General features: G+C 69.3%; 17 protein-coding genes and 3 tRNA genes. 4 read left to right on the plus strand and 16 right to left on the minus strand.

From position 1 onward, the window contains the following. From JOY88_RS13435 to JOY88_RS13450, 4 genes are all read right to left on the minus strand, one after another. Positions 1–825: elongation factor Tu (locus JOY88_RS13435; RefSeq protein WP_293503136.1), on the minus strand; the 825-nt coding region annotated here is incomplete at its 3' end. 58 nt (positions 826–883) lie between these two features. Further along, positions 884–958: transfer RNA gene (locus JOY88_RS13440), tRNA-Thr, on the minus strand. Between the two features lie 70 nt (positions 959–1,028). Next, positions 1,029–1,102 (minus strand) — tRNA-Gly (locus tag JOY88_RS13445). Between the two features lie 39 nt (positions 1,103–1,141). Next, positions 1,142–1,226 (minus strand) — tRNA-Tyr (locus tag JOY88_RS13450). Between the two features lie 545 nt (positions 1,227–1,771). Between JOY88_RS13450 and JOY88_RS13455 the strand changes: the two genes are divergently transcribed. Continuing rightward, positions 1,772–4,435 (plus strand): TonB-dependent receptor, encoded by a 2,664-nt coding sequence (locus tag JOY88_RS13455; protein WP_293503137.1) that lies wholly within the window; start codon positions 1,772–1,774, stop codon positions 4,433–4,435. Between the two features lie 124 nt (positions 4,436–4,559). Here JOY88_RS13455 and JOY88_RS13460 read toward each other — a convergent pair whose 3' ends face one another. Genes JOY88_RS13460 through JOY88_RS13505 form a run of 10 tightly spaced genes read right to left on the minus strand, consistent with a single transcriptional unit; the run spans position 4,560 to position 14,849 of the window. Then, positions 4,560–5,270, minus strand: a complete 711-nt coding sequence (locus tag JOY88_RS13460) for a DUF6445 family protein (protein WP_293503138.1) — start codon at positions 5,268–5,270, stop codon at positions 4,560–4,562. Positions 5,271–5,273: 3 nt separating this feature from the next. Continuing rightward, complete coding sequence (locus JOY88_RS13465; protein ID WP_293503139.1) at positions 5,274–6,353, minus strand: acyltransferase family protein; 1,080 nt, start codon at positions 6,351–6,353, stop codon at positions 5,274–5,276. Then, positions 6,350–7,483 carry a glycoside hydrolase family 18 protein gene (locus JOY88_RS13470; protein WP_293503140.1) on the minus strand — a complete coding sequence of 378 codons (1,134 nt, stop codon included), beginning with the start codon at positions 7,481–7,483 and terminating at the stop codon, positions 6,350–6,352. Before JOY88_RS13470 ends, JOY88_RS13465 begins: the two co-directional genes overlap by 4 nt. Next, positions 7,480–8,328, minus strand: a complete 849-nt coding sequence (locus JOY88_RS13475) for a glycoside hydrolase family 16 protein (RefSeq protein ID WP_293503141.1) — start codon at positions 8,326–8,328, stop codon at positions 7,480–7,482. The genes JOY88_RS13470 and JOY88_RS13475 overlap by 4 nt, the downstream gene beginning before the upstream one ends. Further along, positions 8,325–9,602 (minus strand): MFS transporter, encoded by a 1,278-nt coding sequence (locus tag JOY88_RS13480; protein ID WP_293503142.1) that lies wholly within the window; start codon positions 9,600–9,602, stop codon positions 8,325–8,327. Before JOY88_RS13480 ends, JOY88_RS13475 begins: the two co-directional genes overlap by 4 nt. Beyond that, positions 9,602–11,074 (minus strand): beta-N-acetylhexosaminidase, encoded by a 1,473-nt coding sequence (gene nagZ, locus JOY88_RS13485; RefSeq protein WP_293503143.1) that lies wholly within the window; start codon positions 11,072–11,074, stop codon positions 9,602–9,604. Before nagZ ends, JOY88_RS13480 begins: the two co-directional genes overlap by 1 nt. Before the next feature lie 2 nt (positions 11,075–11,076). Beyond that, positions 11,077–12,111, minus strand: coding sequence for an SIS domain-containing protein (locus JOY88_RS13490; RefSeq protein WP_293503144.1), 1,035 nt, complete (start codon positions 12,109–12,111; stop codon positions 11,077–11,079). Continuing rightward, complete coding sequence (gene nagA / locus JOY88_RS13495) at positions 12,092–13,216, minus strand: N-acetylglucosamine-6-phosphate deacetylase (RefSeq protein ID WP_293503145.1); 1,125 nt, start codon at positions 13,214–13,216, stop codon at positions 12,092–12,094. Before nagA ends, JOY88_RS13490 begins: the two co-directional genes overlap by 20 nt. Then, a complete protein-coding gene (locus JOY88_RS13500) occupies positions 13,216–13,944 on the minus strand; it encodes a GntR family transcriptional regulator (RefSeq protein WP_293503146.1) in 729 nt (242 codons plus the stop codon). Before JOY88_RS13500 ends, nagA begins: the two co-directional genes overlap by 1 nt. Then, on the minus strand, positions 13,941–14,849 hold the full coding sequence (locus tag JOY88_RS13505) for a glucosamine kinase nucleotide-binding domain-containing protein (RefSeq protein WP_293503147.1): 909 nt from the start codon (positions 14,847–14,849) through the stop codon (positions 13,941–13,943). Before JOY88_RS13505 ends, JOY88_RS13500 begins: the two co-directional genes overlap by 4 nt. 180 nt (positions 14,850–15,029) lie before the next feature. Here JOY88_RS13505 and JOY88_RS13510 point away from each other — a divergent pair, with 180 nt between their 5' ends. Beyond that, entirely contained in the window at positions 15,030–16,493 is a 1,464-nt protein-coding gene (locus JOY88_RS13510; RefSeq protein WP_293503148.1) for an ATP-binding protein, read from the plus strand. A 55-nt stretch (positions 16,494–16,548) separates the two neighbouring features. Further along, on the plus strand, positions 16,549–17,832 hold the full coding sequence (gene lplT / locus JOY88_RS13515; protein WP_293503149.1) for a lysophospholipid transporter LplT: 1,284 nt from the start codon (positions 16,549–16,551) through the stop codon (positions 17,830–17,832). 359 nt (positions 17,833–18,191) lie between these two features. Here lplT and JOY88_RS13520 read toward each other — a convergent pair whose 3' ends face one another. After that, a complete protein-coding gene (locus JOY88_RS13520; RefSeq protein ID WP_293503150.1) occupies positions 18,192–19,436 on the minus strand; it encodes a glycosyltransferase family 4 protein in 1,245 nt (414 codons plus the stop codon). A gap of 114 nt (positions 19,437–19,550) precedes the next feature. On the opposite strand from JOY88_RS13520, the gene JOY88_RS13525 reads away from it, so the two are divergent. Then, positions 19,551–20,165 carry a hypothetical protein gene (locus tag JOY88_RS13525; protein WP_293503151.1) on the plus strand — a complete coding sequence of 205 codons (615 nt, stop codon included), beginning with the start codon at positions 19,551–19,553 and terminating at the stop codon, positions 20,163–20,165. Positions 20,166–20,342: 177 nt separating this feature from the next. On the opposite strand, the gene JOY88_RS13530 is transcribed toward JOY88_RS13525, so the two are convergent. Further along, positions 20,343–21,989, minus strand: a complete 1,647-nt coding sequence (locus JOY88_RS13530; RefSeq protein ID WP_293503152.1) for an aminotransferase class III-fold pyridoxal phosphate-dependent enzyme — start codon at positions 21,987–21,989, stop codon at positions 20,343–20,345. Positions 21,990–21,994 lie beyond the last annotated feature (5 nt).

Genomic DNA, 21,994 nt, shown 5'->3' on the forward strand with positions numbered 1-21,994 from the left:
GTCGCCGGCCTGGCCCTGGTCGAGCAGCTTTCTGAACATCTCCACGCCGGTGCAGGTGGTCTTCTGGGTCGGCGTGATCCCGACGATCTCGATTTCCTCGCCGACCTTGATGACGCCGCGCTCGACCCGGCCCGTCACCACCGTGCCGCGCCCCGAGATCGAGAAGACGTCTTCGACCGGCATCAGGAACGTGCCGTCGATCGCCCGCTCGGGCGTCGGGATGTAGCTGTCGAGCGCATCGGCCAGCTTCAGGATTGAGCCTTCGCCGAGCTCGCCCTTGTCGCCCTCGAGCGCCTGCTTGGCCGAGCCGTGCACGATCGGCGTCTTGTCGCCCGGGAACTCGTACTTGTCCAACAGCTCGCGCACTTCCATCTCGACGAGCTCCAGCAGCTCGGCGTCGTCCACCATGTCGCACTTGTTCAGGTAGACGATGATGTAGGGAACCCCCACCTGGCGCGCCAGCAGGATGTGCTCACGCGTCTGGGGCATCGGGCTGTCAGCGGCCGAGCACACCAGAATCGCGCCGTCCATCTGCGCAGCACCCGTGATCATGTTCTTCACGTAGTCGGCGTGGCCGGGGCAGTCCACGTGGGCGTAGTGACGGTTGGCCGTCTCGTACTCGACGTGGGCGGTGTTGATCGTGATGCCGCGGGCCTTCTCTTCCGGCGCTGCGTCGATCTGGTCGTAGGCCTTGGCCTCGCCACCGAACTTCTTCGACAGCACGGTTGCGATCGCAGCCGTCAGCGTCGTCTTGCCATGGTCCACGTGACCGATGGTGCCCACGTTCACGTGCGGCTTGGTACGTTCAAACTTGCCTTTTGCCATCTTGCGCTCCTGGTGGGCGTCGCGAGCCCGAAGAAAGAGGGAGAAAAGAAAAAAGAGGTGGTGCCCATGACGCGGATCGAACGCGTGACCTCTCCCTTACCAAGGGAGTGCTCTACCACTGAGCCACATGGGCATCGGCACGGGTTTGACGCCAGAAACTGGCCGGCAAACCGGTGTCGACGTCTGCCGACCAAGCCGCTCGATGGAGCGGGAAACGGGAATCGAACCCGTGTCATTAGCTTGGAAGGCTAAGGTTCTACCATTGAACTACTCCCGCCCTGGGAGCCAAAACGCCTTGCACTCGACTAGCAAGTCTTGGTGGAGGAGGCTGGATTCGAACCAGCGTACGCTATGCGGGCAGATTTACAGTCTGCTGCCTTTAACCACTCGGCCACCCCTCCTGAGGCAAGCCCGCAACTATAGCACAGAGCAAAGAGGGCGCAACAGAGGTCTCGACAAGAAGAACAAAAGAGATTGGTCGACGCGCCGCCGAGGCGTCCGCGCGGAGCACCCAAAGGCCGATTGCCACGTCCGACGCCAGGCGCCAGAACACCGGCCTGAGCACCCCAACAAAGCGACCGACTTCGGATCGCACCCGAGCCGCACCGGCCACCAAGCAGGCCCAGCCACAGCCCGGCGCAAGCCGCGCGTCGCCGACGCGCAACAACCCATCTCTCTCAATCAATACCAAAACAATACCAATAAAAGACCTGCGACAGCATCGCTCCCAGAGGAAAGCCCCAGAGAGACCCGGGAAACGCGGCCAACACTCGGGAAACTCCCCATCAGAAATTGGTAGCAAAGTGGCTTTATCAATCGCTACATTGGCATGGCACTGGTTGCCAACCATCTCGAGACAAGGCGGCAACCGGACCGGAGGTGGTATGCAGACGATGTGAAGCAGCCGCCGCCGCCCCGATTCATTGGCCACAACGAGGAACAGTAGATGAAGGTCAAGCAGACCCCTATCGCGACCGCCGTGTCGCTGACATTGCTGGGCATGTCGCTCGCCGCCCAGGCACAACAGGTCGAGGCGCCTGCCGCAGCGGCTCCGGCCCAGCAGTTGGACCAGGTTGTCGTCACGGGCATCCGCGCCTCGCTGCAGACCGCCGCGGTGATCAAGAAGAACGCCAGCGCCGTCGTCGACGCCGTCTCGGCCGAGGATGTGGGCAAGCTGCCCGACTCCGACGTCGGTCAGGCGCTGGGCCGCATTCCGGGCGTATCCGTCGGCCGCGCATTCGGCCAGGGCTCGACCGTGTCCATCCGCGGCTCCGACCCGCAGATGACCTACACCACGCTGAACGGGCAGACCGTCGCGTCCACCGGCTGGTATGACCAGATGGACATCGACCGCTCGTTCAACTACTCGCTGCTGCCCGCCGAGATGATCGGCGGCATGGAGGTTTACAAGTCCTCGCAGGCCAACCTGACCGAAGGCGGCATTGGCGGCACCGTGATCGTCAAGACCCGCAAGCCGCTGGACCTGGATCCCAACACCGTCTTCCTGAGCACGCATTACAGCCACAGCACCTTCAGCGATCCCGAAAAGGAAGTGGCCGGCCTCTACAGCTGGCGTACCGCCGATCGCCGCTTCGGCGCGCTGGTGGCCGCCGGCCTGTCCAAGGGCAACTACATCCGCAACGGCGTCGAGGCCGACAGCCGCTGGAACAGCGATGTGGCGCCCACCGCCTTCGTGCAGGAGCGCAAGCGCACCTCCGTCAACGTCGCACTGCAGGCACGTCCGGTCGAAGGGCTGGAACTCGGCCTGAACGTGTTGAAGATGAAGCTGGACGCCAACAGCTCCAACTCCAGCGACTACCTGATGCACGACCCGAACTGCGACAAGCGCAACACCGCCGTCGTGTCGATCTTCAACCCCAACGGCATGTGCCTGCACAGCACGACGACGGCGGCCAATCCGCTGGAGAACCGGTTCTTCCAGGTCTGGGCCCGTGGCGCCAGCATGGACTCGAACAGCGTCGTGGCAGACGCCCACTACAAGCTCGACAACGCCAAGTTCGACTTCGTGCTCGGCAGCACCAAGGCCAAGGGCGGCACGTCGATCACGACCAACTACCAGACCAACTCCTGGGCCGGCGTCTTCAACCGCCCGAACTGGCAAGGCACCATCGATGCCACCGGCCACGAAATCCAGATCAACCCGACGTCCAACCAGTCCTGGGGCCTGAGCGCGCTGCCGACGCAGATGGCGGCTCAATCCTGGGCCACTTCGGCCGGCCCCAACAAGGACAAGGAGAAGTTCGGCCAGTTCGACGCGACCTTCAACCTGGACTGGGGTGTCATCAGCGCCTTCAAGACCGGCGTCCGCCTGGCCGACCACACCTTCGAGAAGCGCCAGTTCCGCCCGATCTGGAGCGTCGGCTTCGACGACGGCGGCCCCATCCACGCCCTGACCAACACCAACACGCTGTTCAGCGGCACGGTGAACGTGGCCAGTTGGTCGATTCCGCGCCCCGACATCAACGCCATGCTGAACAACACCTCCAAGAGCATCGGCTCCTGGGTGGAAGACCGCTCGGGCTACGGCGAGCTGAACGAAAAGAACCGCTCGGCCTACGGCATGTTCGAGTTCGACACCGAAGGCGTGCGCGGCAACTTCGGCCTGCGCTACATCTCGACCAAGGTCACCAGCACCGGCTACAAGTTCGACGGCACGACGCCGGCTGACGCCTGGAGCGGCAACCAGAATTGGGCCAAGACGACGGCGTCCACCGACGCGAGCTACAACGACGTGCTGCCCAGCATCAACATCGCCTTCGACGTGCGCAAGGATCTGGTGCTGCGCGCCACGGCGTCCCAGGCCATCACCCGCCCGAACTTCGCCAACATGTTCGGCGTGACGGTATCCGGCTACAACGACGACCGGCCGAACAACGAGACCTGGACCGTCGGCAACGTCGGCCTCAAGCCCATGAAGTCCAGCCAAGCCGATCTCGGCCTGGAGTACTACTACGGCAAGGGCAATCTGTTGTCCGCCACCTACTTTGTGAAGGACATCTCCAACTTCGTCGTCGCCAACGTCCTGCAGAACCAGAAGGTCGGCCTGGTCGATCCGCTGACCAAGGTGGACAACTGGACGGTGCAGACCTTCCAGAACGCCGGTGGCGGCACCATTCGCGGCGTCGAGCTGCAGATCAACCACGCTTTCGACAACGGCTTCGGCGTCAGTGGCAACTACACCTTCACCGAAGGCAAGGCCCCCGGCAACAGCTATCTGGACGGGCTGGACCTGTTCACCCAGGCCTCCAAGCACAACGTCAACCTGGTCGGCTACTACGAGAACGCAAGCTACTTCGGCCGGCTGGCCTACAACTGGCGCTCGAAGTACATGATTCGCGAAGGCGCGTTCTGGTACGGCAACCGCATGCACGGCAACTTCGGCACGCTGGATGCGTCCTTCGGCTGGAACATCAACAAGTGGCTGAAGCTGAGCCTGGACGCCGTCAACCTGACCAAGCAGGACGACATCCAGTACGGCGCCGCCGCCGCGAGCAACACGGCCATCAAGGATCCGCTGCGCGCGGGCTTCCCGGCCTGGTCCTTCAAGGGCGAAACGACCTACAAGCTGGGTCTGACCGTCAAGTTCTGATCGACGGACCATCCCGTCCCCGCGAAAGCCCGGCAGCCGCCGGGCTTTCTTCTTTCTGAGCGGGCGCCAAGCAGTACGCCCGGCCCGCGTAGTCCCGCGCCATCACACCGGGGGGCCGGTCGTATCAGAAGTCGTAGAAGGTGTTGACCGTCAGCCGGCCCCGGCCCGGGTCGCTGCTCAGGCCCTGCTGCGGGTTGACGATGGCCGAATGCAGCAGGCTGCCGCGATAGGCCACCAGCCTGTTGAAACGCGCCGGCATCATGCCCAGAAACTCGAAATGCTCGTCGGAATCACCAAAGTAGCGCGGTGGCGCCGGGCGGCGCTCGATCTCGTCGTAGACCATGGCGCCATAGCGCTCGCGGTTGTCGGCCGTGATCTGCTGCAACCCGCTGGCCCGGTGGCGGTAGAAGGCCGTGCCGCCGTGCTGCTCGTCGCAAAGGTAGAGCAGCACTGCCATGTAGTGCGGCGTGCTGGCGTCGAAATGCGGCACGCGCTGAAGCGGCCCCAGCGCCCGCGGCGCCACGGTGGTGAGCGAGAAGGCGCAGGGCGTCTTCTTCACTGCCAGGTGTTCCGGCACGCCGAAGTTGAGCTTGATCAGCGGGTCCAGCAGCGCCGTCAGACTCTCGGAATAGGCCGGCGGCGCCGGCGCGCGTATCCCCGGGTAGCCCCTGCGCTCGTCCGCACCGGGGCAGGGTTCGAAACGGGCCTGACGAGCCGCCTCGACCAGGGCCCGGGGATCCTGCAGGAAGTCGTCGATGAAGACGAGCTGGTGTTCGCCGACCCGCACCGAGCGGATGTCAGGCGGCATGCGGATGGCGAACGCGTCGTCACTCATGGCTCATATTTTCCAGTACCACCCGCGTCGGTCCAGCGCCCAAACGATGGCAGCCCAGACCGCGACAAAGGCGAGCGCGAACGCCAGTGACTGGCCCGACGGCCCGACCAGCGGCTGCAACGGCCCGAACACCGTGCGGTAGAGCGGCTGCATCCAGCCGAAGCCCTCCAGGAAGACCGTGCACATCCAGGCTCCGGCATAGGCGCCGATTGCATTGAGGCCAAAGGCGCGACCGATGGAGAAGGGAAAGTGCCGGTGGCCGCGGCGGTCCATCCATTCGTGCGCGGCGGCCAGCGCGAGGGCCGCGAGGCCGCCGGTCCACAGCACGAAGCTGGGCGTCCACAGCTGCTTGTTCCAGGGCAGCCAGATCGACCAGAGCACCCCGGCCAGCGCCGCCGCGCCACCCACCATCAGCAGCCGCGACGCTCGCCCCTGCCGCAACAGGCCGCCGCAGGCCAGGCCGAACACCGTCGTCGCGAGCGCCCCCAGCGTGGAAAGCAGGCCCTCGGGGTCGAATCCGATGCCGCGGGCCGTGTCCCACTCATAAGCCCAGCGGCCCAGCACCGCCGTATCGAGGCGCTGGTTCAGGCTGCCCGCTTTGTCCAGCGTAGGCCCGAGCTGCAGCAGTGCGGCATAGCCCGCCAGCAGTCCGGCCAGCACCCACCATGACCGCTGCGGGCGCGCCCACAGGGCCACCGCACCCACAGCGATGAAGCACAGGCCGATGCGCTGCAACACGCCCAGCAGACGGAACTCGGGCTTGTGCATCAGCCACCAGGCCAGCAGGTTCAGCACCAGGCCCAGGCCGACGATGCGCAGGCCGCGCTTCAGCACCATCGCCTGCAACGGCCCCGGCGCCGCGCCGGCGTCGACGCGCGGCCCCAGCGCAAGCGCAGCGGACACGCCGACGATAAAGAGAAAGAACGGGAAGATCAGGTCCGTCGGCGTGCAGCCATGCCAGGCCGAATGCTCCAGCGGCCCATACACATGGCCCCAGTCGCCGGGGTTGTTGACCAGCAGCATGGCCGCCACGGCCAGGCCGCGCAGGGCGTCCACCGAAGCGATGCGCCGGTCCGGCCTCACCGCGCCTCGTTCATCGCGTCCAGGATCTCGCCGTTGTCCTGACTCAGCTCCCAGGCGAACACCCCGGCCAATCCCTGGCGCCTGGCGAACTTCGCCTTGGCGCGCACAGCGCGCGGGTCGTCATAGCCGACGAACTTGCCGTCACCCACCATGGCCCAGGACTGCGTGCGCTTGTCGAACACCGGCTTCATGCCTTGCGCCTGCAGCGCCGCGATGTCCTTGAAGGCCACCGAGCCGTCTTCGTTGGGCCATGGCCTGGCATAGCCGCCGTCGGCGCGAACGCCGTCGAAGCCGCGGCCGTACATGGCCACACCGGCCACCAGCTTGGACACCGGCACGCCTTCGCGCTTCAGGTTGGCGACCGAGGCGGTCAGACTGTCGTCGTCGGTCGGCTTCGCGCTGCGCAGCGCCGTGTGGTGGGCTGCCTTCGCCGTCCACGGGCCGGCGAAGTCGTAGGTCATCATGAAGACGAGGTCCAGCGACCGCGCGGCGCGGCCCATGGGCATGCGCGCCAACTGCTCCCGGCTCGTCGCGATCGCGGAGGTCAGCGCGTAGCGCCTGCCCGTCTCGCGGCCCAGCGCGTCCAGGCCCGCGCGCAGCTCCTGCAGCAGCGCGACGTAGCGCTCGCCATCGGCTGGGTCGCCCAGCGCAACGCCGTTGACCGCACCATTGGAGCCGGGGTGCTCCCAGTCGATATCCAGGCCATCGAAGCCCGGGTGGGCACGCAGCCAGACCATTGCCTGCTTCACGAAGGCCGCCCGCCCTTCGGCGCTGGCGGCCAGATGGAAGAACGGATCCGAGCCGCCCCAGCCACCCACCGAGGCCAGCACCTGCACCCGGGGGTCGCGCGCCTTCAGGCGCTCAAAGGCGGCGGAGAAGGTCTGCTGGTCCGCATGCGGAGCGATGCCGAAGGCGGGCTGGCCGGCGCAGGCAGCGGCCTCCTGCGGGCGCTGCCCTTCGCCGCAGATCAGCAGGAAGGCATAGAGCAGGTGCGTGACGCGGCCAGGCTGCAGCTGCTCGACGACGTCCACCCCGCGCTCGGCCAGGATGTAGCTGCCGACGACCGGCGGCGTCCTGGCCTGCGCGACGGAGGCCGCCAGCGCCAGAGCGGCGATCAGGATCTTGCTCATAGGTTGCACTCGCTCGTCAGGCCGGAATCGGGCACGGTGTCGCGCCTGGCCACGCCCTGCTTGCGCAGCGCGGCGACGCGGGCCTGCATCGCGGCGGGGCTCAGGGTCTTGCCGGCCTCGTGCAGCACCCAGTCCACCTCGAACTCGTACTCGCGCGGCGCGCCGGCCGTGGCGCCGTCGGACAGCCAGTGGCTGAAGCTGATCGCCATGGCCTGCACCGGCACGTTGCGCGCCGCGGCCTCATTGAACAGCCGGCCGTTAACGTAGTGGCGCACGCGGCCGGCCTCGACCTGGGCCGTCAACAACTGCCAGCCATCGTGCGAGCCCATGGCCTGGCCGGCGCTGTTGAAGGACAGCCAGGGCTCGATGCGCACCGTCTGCCAGGCGACGCCATACAGCCTCGTCTCGGGCGCGCCCCAGCCGCCATGCGGCAGATATTCGAAGTCGACCTCGCTGAACTCGGGGTCGAAGTCGTGCTTGAGCGGGCTGGCCTGGTAGAAGGCCTGCACGATGGGGTCCCGCGAGCCGGCCGTGTCGCGCAGACGCACCCGCGCCGTCGTCGTCCCGAACAGGAACTTGCGCGCGTTGCAGAGCTGGGGCTGCAGCGTGTTGGCAGGCGTGCCGTCGGTCGAAAGCCTGAGCCTGAGCAGGCCGGCTCCCACGGAGATCTGCCCGGCCGCGAAGCGCGCGCCTGGCAGGCCCGGATGGCCCGTGCCCTCACGCAGCACCCAGCCGCCGGCGCGCAGCGCGTCGAGATCGGTCTGCGAGAAGTCGTCGAAGAACTCGCCGGCGGACGGTGCCGCGAGCGCGGGTGCGGCCAGCAGGGCCAACAGAAGCGCCTTCATGCCGGGACCCCTTGCGCAGGCGCGCTGGCGCGCGGCATGGGCACCCACAGCAGCAGCAGCAGCGCCGGCAGGCCGCAGACGATGGTCCAGGCGAAGAAGTCCTGGTAGCCCAGCGCCAGCTGGATCTTGCCGCTGATGAACTTGCTGAGGATGAAACCCAACTGCATGACACCCGAGCCCAGCGCGTAATGCGCCGTCTGGAAGCGGCCCGGGGCCACGGCTTGCATGATGTAGAGGATCATGCCGACGAAGCCGAAGCCGTAGCCCAGCATCTCCAGCCCCACCGCTGCGCCGATATGGAACATGTCCTGCGGCAGCGTGGCGGCGAGGTAGTAGAAGGTCACGTTGGGCACGCACATCGCGAGCAGCAGCAGCGGCATGGCGCGCCTGAGACCGAGCCGGCTGGTGACCCAGCCCCCCAGCACCGACCCCACGAGGAAGGCCCCCGTGCCCACCCAGCCATACACGTCGGCGACCTGGCCGGTACTCAGACCCAGGCCGTCCTTGTCGCGCGCCTCGAGCAGGAACAGCGGGCCTATGGTCTGCACCTGGCCCTCGGCCAGGCGGAACATGACGATGAACAGCACGGCGCGCCAGATGCCCGGCTTGCGGAAGAAGTCGATGACGACGTCCTTCAGCATCGTGGCCACGCCTGACGCCGTCAGCTCGCTGTGCGCGGTGCTCAGCGTGCCGGGCAGGAAGCGCGCGTTGTAGGTGGCCAGCACGGCCACCAGGCCCGCCAGCATCAGGAAGACCGCGGACCATGCATTGGATGCACCCATCTCCCCTTCCAGGTAGCCCGCCAGCTTCAGCACCACGCCGGTGATGAAGAAGCGCGCCCCGTTGAAGAAGGCGCCCTGCCAGCCCGCGTAGGCAGCCTGGCGCTTCTGGTCCAGCGACGACATGTAGAGGCCGTCGCAGGCGATGTCGTGGGTGGCCGACGCGTAGGCGATCAGGAACAGCACGATGATGGCGGCGCCGAACCAGTGCGGCAGCTGCAGGGCCAGCGCCATCAGGCCCAGGCCCGCCGCGCCCACGTACTGCGCCGCGACGACGATGAGCTTCTTGCTGCGCGCCAGCTCCAGGAAGGGGCTCCACAGCGGCTTGATGGCCCAGGCCAGGCCCAGCACCGCCGTCCATTCCGCGATCGTGTCGTTGGCCACGCCCAGGTTCTTGAACATCAGGCCCGCGATGAGCATGACGACGAAGAACTGCATGCCCTGCACGAAGTACAGGGTGGGCACCCACCGCATCGGCGTCTTGACCTGGTCCATCACTGCAGTCCCTGCGGCGCGCGGCCGCTGGCCTGGGCGCGGCCTTCCAGCCAGGCCTTGACGCCCGCCAACGCGCCGGGCGCAAAACCCCAGCTCAGCAGCGTCGGGCCGGCCACGTCCAGCGCCTGGTAGGGGTTCCACAGCGACAGGTGCAGGTCGGGCCGCCACTCGGCAGCGGCCAGGCCGTAGCGGGCGCGGCGCGTTGACACCAGCACATTGACGCGCCCGTCGCGCGGGACCGTCGCCCAGTCCAGTTTGGCGATGTCGTCCACCACCTGCACCTGCGCGTCGGTGAAGGCGTCGAACAGCGCCACGGCCTGGCGACCGGTGGGGCCGGCTTCGGAGACCATGTCGGTCGGCACGTCGCCCTGCACGATGACACGGATGGGCGCGTCCAGCGCCGGCGGCGCGGCGCCGCGCAGCGCGGTCAGGCCGGCGGCCCAGGCCTGGGCCATCAGCGCATGGTCGGCGGCGCGGGCGGCCGCGTCGTCCACCGCGCGAGCCGGATAGGCAGCGGCCAGCCGGTCCAGGCGGGCATTGGCCGTCTCACCCTGCTGGCGGGTCAGGCGGCCGTCCGCGAAGGCCTCGCGCAGCGCGTTGATGGCCACGAGCTGCTCTTCCTGTGATCCCTGGGCCAGCACCATGTCGGCGCCGGCAGCGATGGCCATGACTGCCGACTTCGCGTAGCCGAAGCGCTCCGCCACCGCCTTCATCATCAGCGCATCGGTGATGACGACGCCGTCGTAGCCCAGATCCCGGCGCAGGATGCCGTCCAGCAGCGCGGGGCTCAGCGTGGCTGGACGCTCGCCGTCCAGCTGCGGATAGACGATGTGGGCCGTCATCATGGCGGGGGCCTCGCCCGCCAGCGCCTTGAAGGGGCGCAGCTCCAGCGCATCCAGCTCGGCGCGCGACTTGTCGACGGTGGGCAGCGCGTGGTGCGAGTCCACATGCGTGTCGCCATGGCCGGGGAAATGCTTCACGCAGCAGGCCACGCCCTCGCGCAGCGAGCCCTGCATCCAGGCCCGCGCCAGGCGCGTGACTTCGTCAGCGTCGCTGGAGAAGCTGCGCTCGCCGATGACGGGGTTGGCAGGGTTGTTGTTGACGTCCAGCACCGGCGCGAAATTCCAGTTGATGCCCAGCGACCTCAGCCCGCGCGCCACCGCCGCGCCCACGGCCTCGGCGCGCGCCGCGTCGCCGCCCGCGCCCAGTGCCATCGCCGACGGCGGCTGCGGCAGGAAGGTGGCCCGCACGACGGCGCCGCCCTCCTGGTCGATGCCGATCAGCGCCTCGGGGCCCAGCACCTGGATGAGGTCGCGCATCAGCGCCCCGACCTCGTCCTCGCTGCCGAGGTTCTTGCGAAACAGGCAGACCGAGCGGATCCTCTGCTCGCGCAGGAAGGCCGCGGTCTCGGCGTCGAGGGCAGTGCCGGGGATGTCGACCATCACCAGACGGCCGGGATCGAAGGTGCTCATGATCAGTGCGTTTTCGTGACTTTGGCGAGGTTGGGCGGAACGTCAGGATTGAAGCCGCGCGCACGCGCCAGCGCTTCGACCATGGGATAGAAGCTCTGCACCAGCGCGATGGGGTCGAGGTCTTCGCTGCCGGTCGTCGCCAGCGGCAACAGCTCGATGCCTGGCGCGCAGCGCGTGCCAAGGGGCGCGGCCAGCAGCACACGGCCGCCACGGCTGCTCATCTCCTCGGCGATGGCCAGCAGGCCCGCCTGGGCCGGGCCGCGCGGCGCGAAGACCAGCAGCGGATAGCCGTCGCGCACCAGCGCCATGGGGCCATGCTTGACCTCGGCGCCGGAGAAAGCCTCGGCCTGGATGCCGCAGGTCTCCTTGAGCTTGAGTGCCGCCTCCATGGCCACAGCCAGGCCAGTGCCACGGCCCAGCACGAACAGGCGATCCTCGTCCTTCAGCACCGGCAGCGCGGCGCTCCAATCCAGCTTGGCAGCCTGCTCCAGCGCGATGGGCAGCACGTTCAACGCGGCGCGCAGCGCATCGTCCTGCTGCCATGCAGCCACGACGCGGGCGCCGGCGACGAGCTGGGCGATGTAGCTCTTGGTCGCGGCCACGCTCTTCTCCGGGCCCGCGTGCAGCTCGAACACATGCTCGGCGGCGGCGGCCAGCGGCGAGCCGCCGGCGTTGACAAAGGCCACCGTACGCGCGCCGCCTTCGCGGAAGAATTTCGTCGGCGCGATCAGGTCGGGACTCTGGCCCGACTGCGAGAAGGCCAGCGACAGCAGGCCCTCGCAGTGGATGCGGCTCTGGTACAGCGTGATCAGCGACATAGGCAGCGACGTGACCAGCCGGCCCAGCCGCGCCATGACCAGATAGGCCAGGTAATGGGCCGCGTGGTCGGAGCTACCGCGCGCGATGGTCAGCACGCTGGTCGGCGGCTGCTCCTGCAGCGCCTGGCCCAGGCGGGCGTAGCTCATGGGATCGGCCGCCAGCTGGCGCGCCACCACGTCCGGCGCGCTCAGCGCCTCTTCAAGCATCAACGACGACATCGATCTCTTCACCTTCCACAAACACGCGCCGCAGCTCCAGCCCGGCATTCATCACGACCACATCGGCCCACGCGCCGGCGGCCAGGCGCCCCCGATCCGCGAGGCCCAGATACTCCGCCGCGGCCGTGGACGTGCGCCACGACGCCTCCACGAGCGGCAACTCCAGGCGCTGCACGAGGTTGCGCAGGGCTTGATCCATCGTCAGCGCGCTACCGGCCAGCGTGCCGTCGGGCAGACGCACGCCGCCCAGGCACTTGTGCACCATGTGCTCGCCCAGCCGGTAGTGACCATCGGGCATGCCGGCGGCGGCGGTCGAATCGGTCACGCAGAACAGACCCGGGATGCAGCGCAGCGCGGCACGGATGGCGCCGGGGTGCACGTGCAGCAAGTCGGGGATCAGCTCCGCATGCTCGGCATGGGCCATCGCCGCGCCCACCATGCCGGGCTGGCGGTGGTGCAGGCCCGTCATGGCGTTGAACAGATGGGTGAAGCCGGCCGCGCCGGCCCGCAACGCGGCGACGCCGTCTTCGTAACTGCCGTTGCTGTGGCCGATCTGCACGCGGATGCCGGCATCGCGCAGCGGGCCTATCAGCGCGAGATGGCCGGGCATCTCGGGCGCGATCGTCAGTACCTTGATGGGCGCAAGTCCGTTCAGCCGCATCACCTCGTCCAGCGTCGCGGGAATCGCGTGCGCTGGTTGCGCGCCGAGGCGGCCGGGGCTGATGTAGGGGCCTTCGAGATGCACGCCCAGCACGCGGGCCGACTGCGCGCCGCGCGTGCGGCAGACCGGCCCCAGCGCACGCAGCGCGGCCTCGATGTCGCTGACAGGCGCCGTCATCGTCGTCGCCAGCAGACTGGTGGTGCCGTGGCCGGCGTGGCGGCGCGCGATCGCCGCGATGGCGTCGCCGCCCTCCATGGTGTCGCGGCCACCGCCGCCATGGACATGGGTGTCGATGAAGCCGGGCAGCAGGATGGACCGGCCGCCCTCGCCGGCGCGCGCCGCGTCGACGGGCCGGCCTTCGACGGCCGCGATGCGGCCATCGGTGATGTCCAGGTGGCCGCTGATCACGCCTCGCGGCGTGACGATGTCGCCCTCAAGCCGCATCAGTCCCGCCTCATTTCGGCGACGAAGTCGTAGTAATCGCTGCGGCAGTAGGAATGTGTCAGCTCCACGGCCTGGCCCGAGGCCAGGTAGCCCACCCGCGTGATGAAGAGCACCGCGGCACCCAGCGGGATCTCCAGCAGGCCGGCGAGCTTGGCGTCGGCGTTCAGCGCGCGGATGTGCTGCAGCGCGCGCACCGGCGCACGCTCGCCGAGATGGGCGTAGAGCGAAGCCTCGACCTTCTGCGGGTCGGGCAACACCGACTGCGGCAACACCGACACCTCGTAGGCCATGACGACCAAGTCCGCCAGCCGCAGCCGCTCCAGGCGCGCGACGCGCTCGCCGCTCTTCAGTTCAAGCGACAGCTGCTCGTCCGGCGCCGCTGGCGTGAAGCCGCGCAGCAGCCAGCGCGAGCCGGGCACGAAGCCGCGCTGGTGCAGCTCCTCGGAGAAGCTGGTCAACCGCGTCAGCGGCTGCTCCAGCTTGGGAGCGATGTAGTTGCCCGAGCCGCGCTTGCGGATGATCAGCCCTTGCTCGACAAGGCGGTCAATGGCCTTGCGCGCCGTGACGCGCGACAGCTCCAACTGCTCAGCCAGCACGCGCTCGCTGGGCAAGGCCTCGTCGGCATGGAAGACACCCTCGCGGATGGCCGTCGCCAGGCTCTGCGCCAGCTGCATGTACAGAGGCGACGCAGCGTTGGGGTCGGGCTTGAAATCAAAAACGGCGCTCATGCGTGTGTCGTGACTTGCTGTTGGATCAACCAGAGCGCGCCGCTGGCGGCATCGCCCCGGGGCTCGACGCGGCGGGCCTGAAGGGCCGGGCTGAGGCGGTTGCCAAGACGCAGCGCGATGCTGCCGGCCAGGGCCAGCGGCAGCGTGGGGTGGACGGCCGCGGCCAGCGCGTCCAGCGCCCGCGCGGCTTCGGCCAACAGCGCTGCCGCGGCGGGGTCGCCGGCCTCGTGCTCGAACACCAGCGGCGCGAGGCCGGCATAGCCGCCCTGCCCCGCCCGGGCGCAGAACGCCAGCAACTCCTCGCGCGTGCCGCCGGCCTGGCGGCGCACGGCCTGCACCAGTTCACCGGCCGCGGCGCGGCCGTCGTGAGCGGCTTGGGCCAGCTTCATGGCCTGCTGGCCCAGCCAGGCGCCACTGCCCTCGTCGCCGATCTGCCAGCCCCAACCACCGACCATGCGCCGGCTGCCGTCCGGCAGCAAGGCCTCGGCGACCGAGCCCGTGCCCGAGATCAGCAGCGCGCCGGGCTCGCCACCATGGGCGCCGAGCAGGGCCGCCAGGCCGTCGGTGACGAGGGTGAAGCGCGCCACGCCGGGATCGGCCGCGATGAAGGCCTGCAACTGCGCCGGCACGCCGGTGCCGGACAGCCCCAGGCCTAGGCCGCAATGGCTCAGCTCCAGCCCCGGCACTCCGGCTGCGGCAATCGCTTCGGCGATATGTCGCCAGGCCTGCTCGGCGCCCTGACCCAGTGCCGACGCACCCGCCTCGCCGCGGCCCAGGATGCGCCCCTGGGCGTCCGCCACGAGGGCCCGGGTGCTGGTGCCCCCGCCGTCGATGCCGACCCAGTGCCGCACGGGGCGGCTGGACGTTCGGGAAGTGAGGAGGGAGGAGGCGAGGACGAGCGGCATGGTCGACGGGAATCAGTCGATACCACTCTAATACCAACGACTGGGGTCGTCAATTGGTTTTAAACTGGTCTACGGCCGCACGAATGGGCTCGGGATCCGCTCCATCCCGGGGGCGGCGGGCGCTCGGAATCGACAAGAATACCAGTGAGAAACCAACCCGCTACATCCGGACCTGCCGCCGTGTTCACTCTCCTACCCGCCGCCAGCGGGGCCCTGGCCGAGACGCTGGGCCGCATTGCCCGCGTCGCCCAGCGCCACCCGGCGGCGGCCGACAGCCTGCTGCAGGCGCTGTGCGCGCATGCCGCCGCGGTCGGCGACGTGGCGGCCGGCGTGGACGCCCTCTACGCCCGCTTCGGCCTGCTGGAGCCCCGCGGCCACGCGCTGGAGCTGTTGCCGGCGCTGGAGCAGGCCGGCGCGCGGGCGGCCGCGGGCCATTTCCCGGTGCAGGCAGCGCGCGTCTGCGAGGCGCTGGGGCGCATCGCCTACCAGCAAGGCGAATACCAGCTCGCCAGCGAGCAATGGTCCCGCGCGCTGGACCTCGCGGAGGTCAGCGGCCATCTGCAGACCGGCGTGGCCGCGCGCATCGGCCTGGGCCAGATCCACTACGCGCAGGCCGACTGGGCCCGCGGGCTGCGCCAGATGCGAGATGCCGGCGAGCACCTTGCCGGTGCCGACGACAGCTACCTGGCCGCCAAGCTGGCCCTGAACATCGGCGTCGGCAGCTTCGAGACCGGCGACCTGCCGGCCGCCGAGCGCCACTTCAGCCATGGCTTGGCCGCGGCGCGGCGTGGCGGCCACCGCGTGTTCGAGGCCGAGGCGCACTGGCACCTGGCGCGCGCGGCCCTGGCCCGCCAGCGCATGGACTGGGCCGTGGCCGACTGCCGCCTCGCGCTCGACATCGCCACACGCCATGGCTATCCCTGGCTGGAGGCGGCCGCCAGCCGCACCTGGACGGAGATCGCGCTGGCCCGCGGCGACAACGCCGCCGCCGTGCGCTCCACGCGCCACGGCCTCTCGCTGGCCCAACGCATCCAGGCCCGTGCCCAGGCGCGCCAGGCCCATCTGCAGTTGGCCCAGTTGCTGCAGGCCGAGGGCGACGCACCCGGCGCGCTGGAGCATCTCTGGCAGCACCTGGCCCTGCAGTCCGAGATCGAGCGCCTGAGCCTGCCGGCCCGAGCCGCGCTGGCCGCGCCGCCGCCCGGGGACGGCGGTGCACCGGTCACGCCGGAGGAGCGGCTGCTGCAGTTGTGCGGCCGGCGCCAGCGCTTGGCCACGCTGCCGCCGCCGGAGGCACTGGCCGAGTTGAAGGCCACCTGCACGCGCATCCTGGGCCTGACCGGCGTAATCCGCTGGCAGCTCGGCGACGGCGGCCTGAGCGCCGTGCAGCAGCCGCGCTATCTGGACCTGCTGACCCGCCACGGCGCGCCGCTGGCGCTGCCCGATGCGGCCCTGCACCCCTGCCACGCCGAGCTCGCCGGCCTGGCGGGCGCGGCCGAGGCACGCATCGAGGTGCCGCTGTACGACGGCAGTCAACTCGCCGGTGCGCTGTGGCTGGTGGACGCGCGCGCCACGCGAGCCTGGACGCGGCAGGAGCTTCTGATCGCCAGCCAGTTGGCGCTGCTGTTCGAGGCCATCGGGCGCTGAGCGCCTCGGCCGATTCACGGCCTTTTCACGCCCGCGTGACAAGCTTGCGACGGAGATGTCCTCCGTCCTGCCCGGCCCCTGCCCCCTGCACCGCCCCGCCCTGCCACAGGGCTTCGCCCTCGTCATCGGTGCGCAGTTCGCCTCGGCCCTGGCCGACAACGCACTGCTCATCGTCGCCATCGCGCTGCTGTCGCAGCAAGGCTTCGCCCCCTGGTGGGCCCCACTGCTGAAGTTCGGCTTCATGGCGGCCTATGTCGTGCTGGCGCCCTGGGTGGGGCCGCTGGCAGACGCCTTCGCCAAGGGCCGCGTGATGGCCGCGATGAACGTCGTGAAGATGGGGGGTCTCGCGCTGCTGGCCTGCGGCCTGCACCCGGTCGCGGCCCTGGCCGTCGTCGGGCTGGGTGCAGCGGCCTATGCACCAGCCAAGTACGGCCTCATCACCGAGATGGCCGAACCCGAGGCGCTGGTGAAGGCCAACGGCTGGATAGAGATCAGCGTCGTGTCCGCGGCGCTTCTGGGCGCGGTGCTGGGAGGCGCCCTGGTCAGCCCGCAATGGCTGGGCTCGGAGCTGGCGGACTGGTGCGACCACCTGGACCTGCCGGCCGAGAAGCTGACCGGCTCGCTGGCCGCACTGCTGCTGATCTATGCGGTGAGCAGCGGGCTCAACGCCGGCATCCGCGACAGCGGGCTGCGCCAGCGCAGCGAGGCGCACGACCCGCTGACGCTGCTGCGCGAGTTCCGCGCGGCCAACCGCAGACTGTGGCGCGACCGCGAGGGCGGGCTGTCGCTCGCCGCGACGACGCTGTTCTGGGGCGTCGGCGCGACGCTGCAGTTCGCCGTGCTGCGCTGGGCGGGCGTGGCGCTGGAACTGCCCCTGAGCCAGGCGGCCTATCTGCAGGCGGCGGTGGCCGTGGGCGTCATCATCGGTGCAGCGGCGGCGGGGCGCTGGCTGGCCTTGCACCAGGCGCGGCGTGGGCTGTGGGCGGGCGTCGCGCTGGGCTTGCTGATGCCGGTCGTCGCCCAGGTCAGCGACGTCGCGCTGGCTGCCGTCGTGCTCGCCCTGGTCGGCGCCGTCGGCGGCGCCATGGTGGTGCCGCTGAACGCGCTGCTGCAGCACCGCGGCGCCTTGCTGCTGAGCGCGGGACGGTCGATTGCGGTGCAGGGCTTCAACGAGAACCTGAGCGTGCTGGCGATGCTGGCGGCCTATGCGGGGTGCGAAGCGGCGGGCGCGCCCATTGCGGTGACGCTGAGTGGGTTGGGGATGCTTGTGGCGGGGGCGATCACCACGCTGATCTGGACCGACGCGAGGCGGCGAAAAAGTTCCCCGCCGCCGTCGTAGGGCAAGCCCGGTTCAGGCCGATTGCCCTGCCCGGCGCTGACGAGTTCTCTGCAGATCAGGGCGAACTGACCAAGACGCCGGCCATGCGGGCCGCGCTGGCGCTACAGATCCCGCAGGCTGTCCTGGACTTGCATGCGCACTGGCTGCCCTACCGGCGCGAGAGTGCAGCGGACCGCACGCTGCAGACCTGCCGCGGGCTAGGCGCCCTCGCCTGTGGGCGCAGCGCTGGTACGCGCTTCAGCGCCTCTTCCTTGGTGACTGTCTTCTGGCAGGTCAGAAGACAGCCACCCGCCTTCGCGGGGCGGATTCCCGCGGCAGTGTGCCGAGCCGCAAAGGCTGTCGGCAAAGACTGACCGACCTCACGCCACCGGCTGCAACCCCTGCACCGCGAACCCCGGCTCGACCCGCCCAATCGCCCCTTCCAGGACGGACTCGAAGCGCGCAGTGATGTCGCCCCAGTCCAGCCGCCGCGCGGTCGCCCGGGCCGCGTCGGCGACGGCGTGGCGCAGTGCCGCATCCGAGGCCGCCACACGCGTCGCGGCGACGAAGTCGGCCTCCCGGCCCGCCCCCGCCAGCCAGCCATTCACGCCGCTGCGGATCAGCTCGCCGGCCGCCGCGCTCTCGAAGGCCACGACAGCGCAACCACTGGCCATGGCCTCTGTCGTCACATTTCCGAAGGTCTCGGTGAGGCTAGCGAACAGGAACAGGTCCAGCCCGGCGTAGTGCGCCGCCAGGTCGTCGCCGCTGCGTTGCCCGGCGAACACCGCGTCGGGCACCCGCGCAGCCAGCTCGGCGCGCATCGGCCCGTCACCGACGAGCACCAGCCGCGCGCGCGGCTGCACCGCCTTCACGGCCTCATACGCGGCCAGCACGACGCCGAGGTTCTTCTCCGGTGCAAGCCGGCCGACATAGCCCATCACGAGGTCGTCGGGTCCCGCGCCCCAACTCTCGCGCATCGCGGCGCTGCGTCGCGCCGGATCGAAGCGTTGCGCATCGACACCACGTCCCACCACCGTCAGCCGCTCGAAGCCGCGCTCGGCCAGCAGCACGCGCATCGCCTCGGTGGGCACCATGGTGGCGTCGCAGCGGTTATGAAACTTGCGTAGATAGCCCATGATGGGCTTGGACAGCAGGCCCAGGCGGTAATGCTTGCCGTAGGCGTGGAAGTTGGTGCGGTAGTCCGACGTGACGGGCAGCGAAAGGTGTTGCGCGGCCTGCAGGGCCGACCAGCCCAGCGGCCCTTCGGTGGCGATGTGAACCACGTCGGGGCGGCGCAGCGACCACAGCTTCACCAGCGCACGCTTGCTGGGCACGCCCATTCGCAGGTTGGGGTACAGCGGCACGGGCAGACCCTTGGTCAGCACCTCATCGACCTCGGGCCGGAGCGCGCCGGCCTGCACCGCCATCCGGGCCGGCTGGCGCGGGCGGATCAGCTGCACGTCGTGGTTGCGACGGTTCAGACCGTCGACGACGCGGGCCATGGACATCGCGACGCCGTTGACCTCGGGCGGATAGGTTTCCGTCACCACGGCAAGCCGGCGCGAGTGGCGCGGCGCGAGCAGGTCGTCGACCAGGATGTCGTCGGTGTCAGTTGCGGTGTTCATGCAGAGATGGTCACGACTGCGTGCAACAGAACGATGACAGCGGAGCCGTCACGCCGATTTCACGCAAGCACCCCACCATCCGCCCCGCTTGCCACCCAAACACAAGGACGGGACGTGAACGAGTTCTTCCAAACCCTGAAGATCCAGCGCTGGGACGACCACCGCTACTACCACCACAGCCGCATCAACCAGAGCCTGCACCTGATCAGCGCCTTGAGTTTCCTGGTGGCCTACGGCATGGTGTTCGTGAACCCTGCCTGGGCCGCGCTGCTGGCCTGGTGCGTGTCGATGACGACGCGCCAGGCCGGTCATTTCTTCTTCGAGCCGCGCGGCTACGACGAGGTCAACCAGGCCACCGACGAGCACAAGGAAGAGATCAAGGTGGGCTACAACATCCGCCGCAAGATCGTGCTGCTGGCGGTATGGGTCGCCCTGCCGGCCGTGCTGTGGCTGGCACCGTCGCTGGGCGGCCTGATCGAGCCGGCCGTGGGCCTGCAGGCCTATCTGGAGGACGTGGGCATGGCCTGGTTCTGCCTCGGTGTCGTGGGCCTGTTCTTCCGCGTCGGCCAGCTGTGGGCGACCCAGGGCGCGATGCAGGCCTTCGCCTGGATGACCAAGATCCTGACCGACCCGATCCACGACGTCTACCTGTACCACAAGGCACCGCTGTATCTGCTGCGCGGCGAGCTGATCGACCCCATGCACCACATCGGCGGCGAAGCCCGCTGAAGCTGTCGCCACCGCAGCGAGAAAGGGCCCGCGTCGCGGGCCCTTTCTGCGTGGCGCACGCGCATGGCGGGGCGAGCGCCGGACCGCTCCGGGGGCCGGATCACGGCGACGTGCTCGCCGCCCCCTGAGGACCGACCAGCCTTGCCCGCTTGCGGCAGGGCCGGGCTGGACGAGGACTCAAAACTTTCTGGCCAACATCTCGCGGAAGACGCCGCGGCGTATGGCCTTGGCGGTCAGCTCCGGCGCCGTCCACCACCAGCCGTCGGCGCGCATCTCATCGCAGGCGGCGACGAAGCGGTCCATGACCTCGGCAAACTCGGCGTCGCCGTAGTTGAGGCTGAAGATCAGCCGCCCCGTACCCACCCAGCTCAGCGCCAGGCCCTGCTTGCGCAGGTAGAACTGCAGCATCCAGTGGTAGCGGCCGGGCTGGTCGTACATCACCGTCCAGATCGTCGACAGGCTGGCCATGCGCACCGGCGCACCTGCCGCCTTGAGGCGGGCATTGAACTGCGCGCAGCGGGCATTCCAGCGCTCGTCCAGGCCGTCGTAGAGCGCCTGCACCTCGGGGCGCTCCATCCGCTTCAGGAAGGACGCCATCGCGGCGACGACGTAAGGATGGGCGTTGAACGTGCCACGGGCGAAGCAGATGTCGGCCGGGCGGTCCTCGCGGTAGCGAGTCATCAGCGCGCGGCTGCCGCACACCACACCCACCGGCAGGCCGCCACCCAGCGTCTTGCCGTAGGTAACGAGGTCGGCCTTGACTCCGAAGTATTCCTGCGCACCGCCGGGCGCGAGGCGGAAGCCGACGAAGACCTCGTCGAAGATCAGCACGATGCCGCGCGCGCTGCAGACCTCGCGCAGCTTCTGCAGCCATGCTGCGTAGGCCTCGCGGTCGTAGCCGGCGCGACGGCTGCCGTCGATCAGCGCGGAGTCACCAGGCGCGTTCGCGTTGGGGTGCAGGGCCTGCAGTGGGTTGACCAGCACGCAGGCAATGTCTCGGCGCGTGGCCAGCACCTTCAGCGAGCGCTCGGCCATGTCCTGCAGCGTGAAGGTGTCGCGCGGCGGCAGCGGGTTGCCGGGGCCGGGCTGCACGTCCTCCCACCAGCCGTGATAGGCGCCAGCGAAGCGCACCAGGCGCTTCTTCCTGGTGTGATAGCGCGCCAGCCGCACGGCCTGCATGACGGCCTCGGTGCCGGACATGTGGAAGCTGACCTCTTCCTGGCCGGAGATGGCCTTCAGCCGCGCGAGCACGTCCAGCACGCAGGGGTGGTATGCGCCCAGCACCGGACCCAGATCGCGCGTCGTCGCGACGGCCTCGTCGATGCAGGCCTTGTAGGCGTCATAGCCCAGCAGGTTGACACCGTACGAGCCTGTCAGGTCGTAGAAGCGGTTGCCGTCCAGATCCTCGACCTGTACGCCCTCGCTGTGCCGCAGGAAGGCGCCCACCTTCAGGTGCTCGCGCAGCACCGGGCTGAACTGGAAGGGCACGCGGTAGCGGCCAGTGAAGCGCAGGTCGGAGATCGTTTCGCGCGCCGCCTCTGTGGCGGCCAGCGTCTTGGCGAAGCGGGCGTCGAACTCAGCCCCCAGGCGCACCAGCGCGGCGCGGCGCTCGCTGGCGACGTCGGCCGGCGCACCGTCGGCGGCGAAGAACTGCGCATCGTCATAGGCATAGCCCGGCACCCAGCGCGCCAGCCGCTTGGCCATGCGCGAATGGCCGGCCAGTGAGCGGTGCTTGGCGCGCGACAGCTGCAGCCTCTGCCTGGCCGCGGGCAGGAGGGCCAGCACGCCGAGGGCCAGGGCCGAAAGGGTCAGGGATTCGTCCATCGGTT

It is taken from the genome of Roseateles sp., assembly GCF_019237615.1.
Classification (GTDB): Bacteria; Pseudomonadota; Gammaproteobacteria; order Burkholderiales; family Burkholderiaceae_C; genus Pelomonas.

Coding starts and splice junctions, on each gene's coding strand:
- nagZ (WP_293503143.1), bottom strand. CDS start 11,074: ATGAGCACCTTCGATCCCGGCCGTCTGGTGATGGTCGACATCCCCGGC.
- lplT (WP_293503149.1), top strand. CDS start 16,549: ATGTCCTCCGTCCTGCCCGGCCCCTGCCCCCTGCACCGCCCCGCCCTG.
- JOY88_RS13455 (WP_293503137.1), top strand. CDS start 1,772: ATGAAGGTCAAGCAGACCCCTATCGCGACCGCCGTGTCGCTGACATTG.
- JOY88_RS13480 (WP_293503142.1), bottom strand. CDS start 9,602: ATGGACCAGGTCAAGACGCCGATGCGGTGGGTGCCCACCCTGTACTTC.
- JOY88_RS13505 (WP_293503147.1), bottom strand. CDS start 14,849: ATGCCGCTCGTCCTCGCCTCCTCCCTCCTCACTTCCCGAACGTCCAGC.
- JOY88_RS13530 (WP_293503152.1), bottom strand. CDS start 21,989: ATGGACGAATCCCTGACCCTTTCGGCCCTGGCCCTCGGCGTGCTGGCC.
- JOY88_RS13490 (WP_293503144.1), bottom strand. CDS start 12,111: ATGTCGTCGTTGATGCTTGAAGAGGCGCTGAGCGCGCCGGACGTGGTG.
- JOY88_RS13520 (WP_293503150.1), bottom strand. CDS start 19,436: ATGAACACCGCAACTGACACCGACGACATCCTGGTCGACGACCTGCTC.
- JOY88_RS13475 (WP_293503141.1), bottom strand. CDS start 8,328: ATGAAGGCGCTTCTGTTGGCCCTGCTGGCCGCACCCGCGCTCGCGGCA.
- JOY88_RS13460 (WP_293503138.1), bottom strand. CDS start 5,270: ATGAGTGACGACGCGTTCGCCATCCGCATGCCGCCTGACATCCGCTCG.
- JOY88_RS13470 (WP_293503140.1), bottom strand. CDS start 7,483: ATGAGCAAGATCCTGATCGCCGCTCTGGCGCTGGCGGCCTCCGTCGCG.
- JOY88_RS13500 (WP_293503146.1), bottom strand. CDS start 13,944: ATGAGCGCCGTTTTTGATTTCAAGCCCGACCCCAACGCTGCGTCGCCT.
- nagA (WP_293503145.1), bottom strand. CDS start 13,216: ATGCGGCTTGAGGGCGACATCGTCACGCCGCGAGGCGTGATCAGCGGC.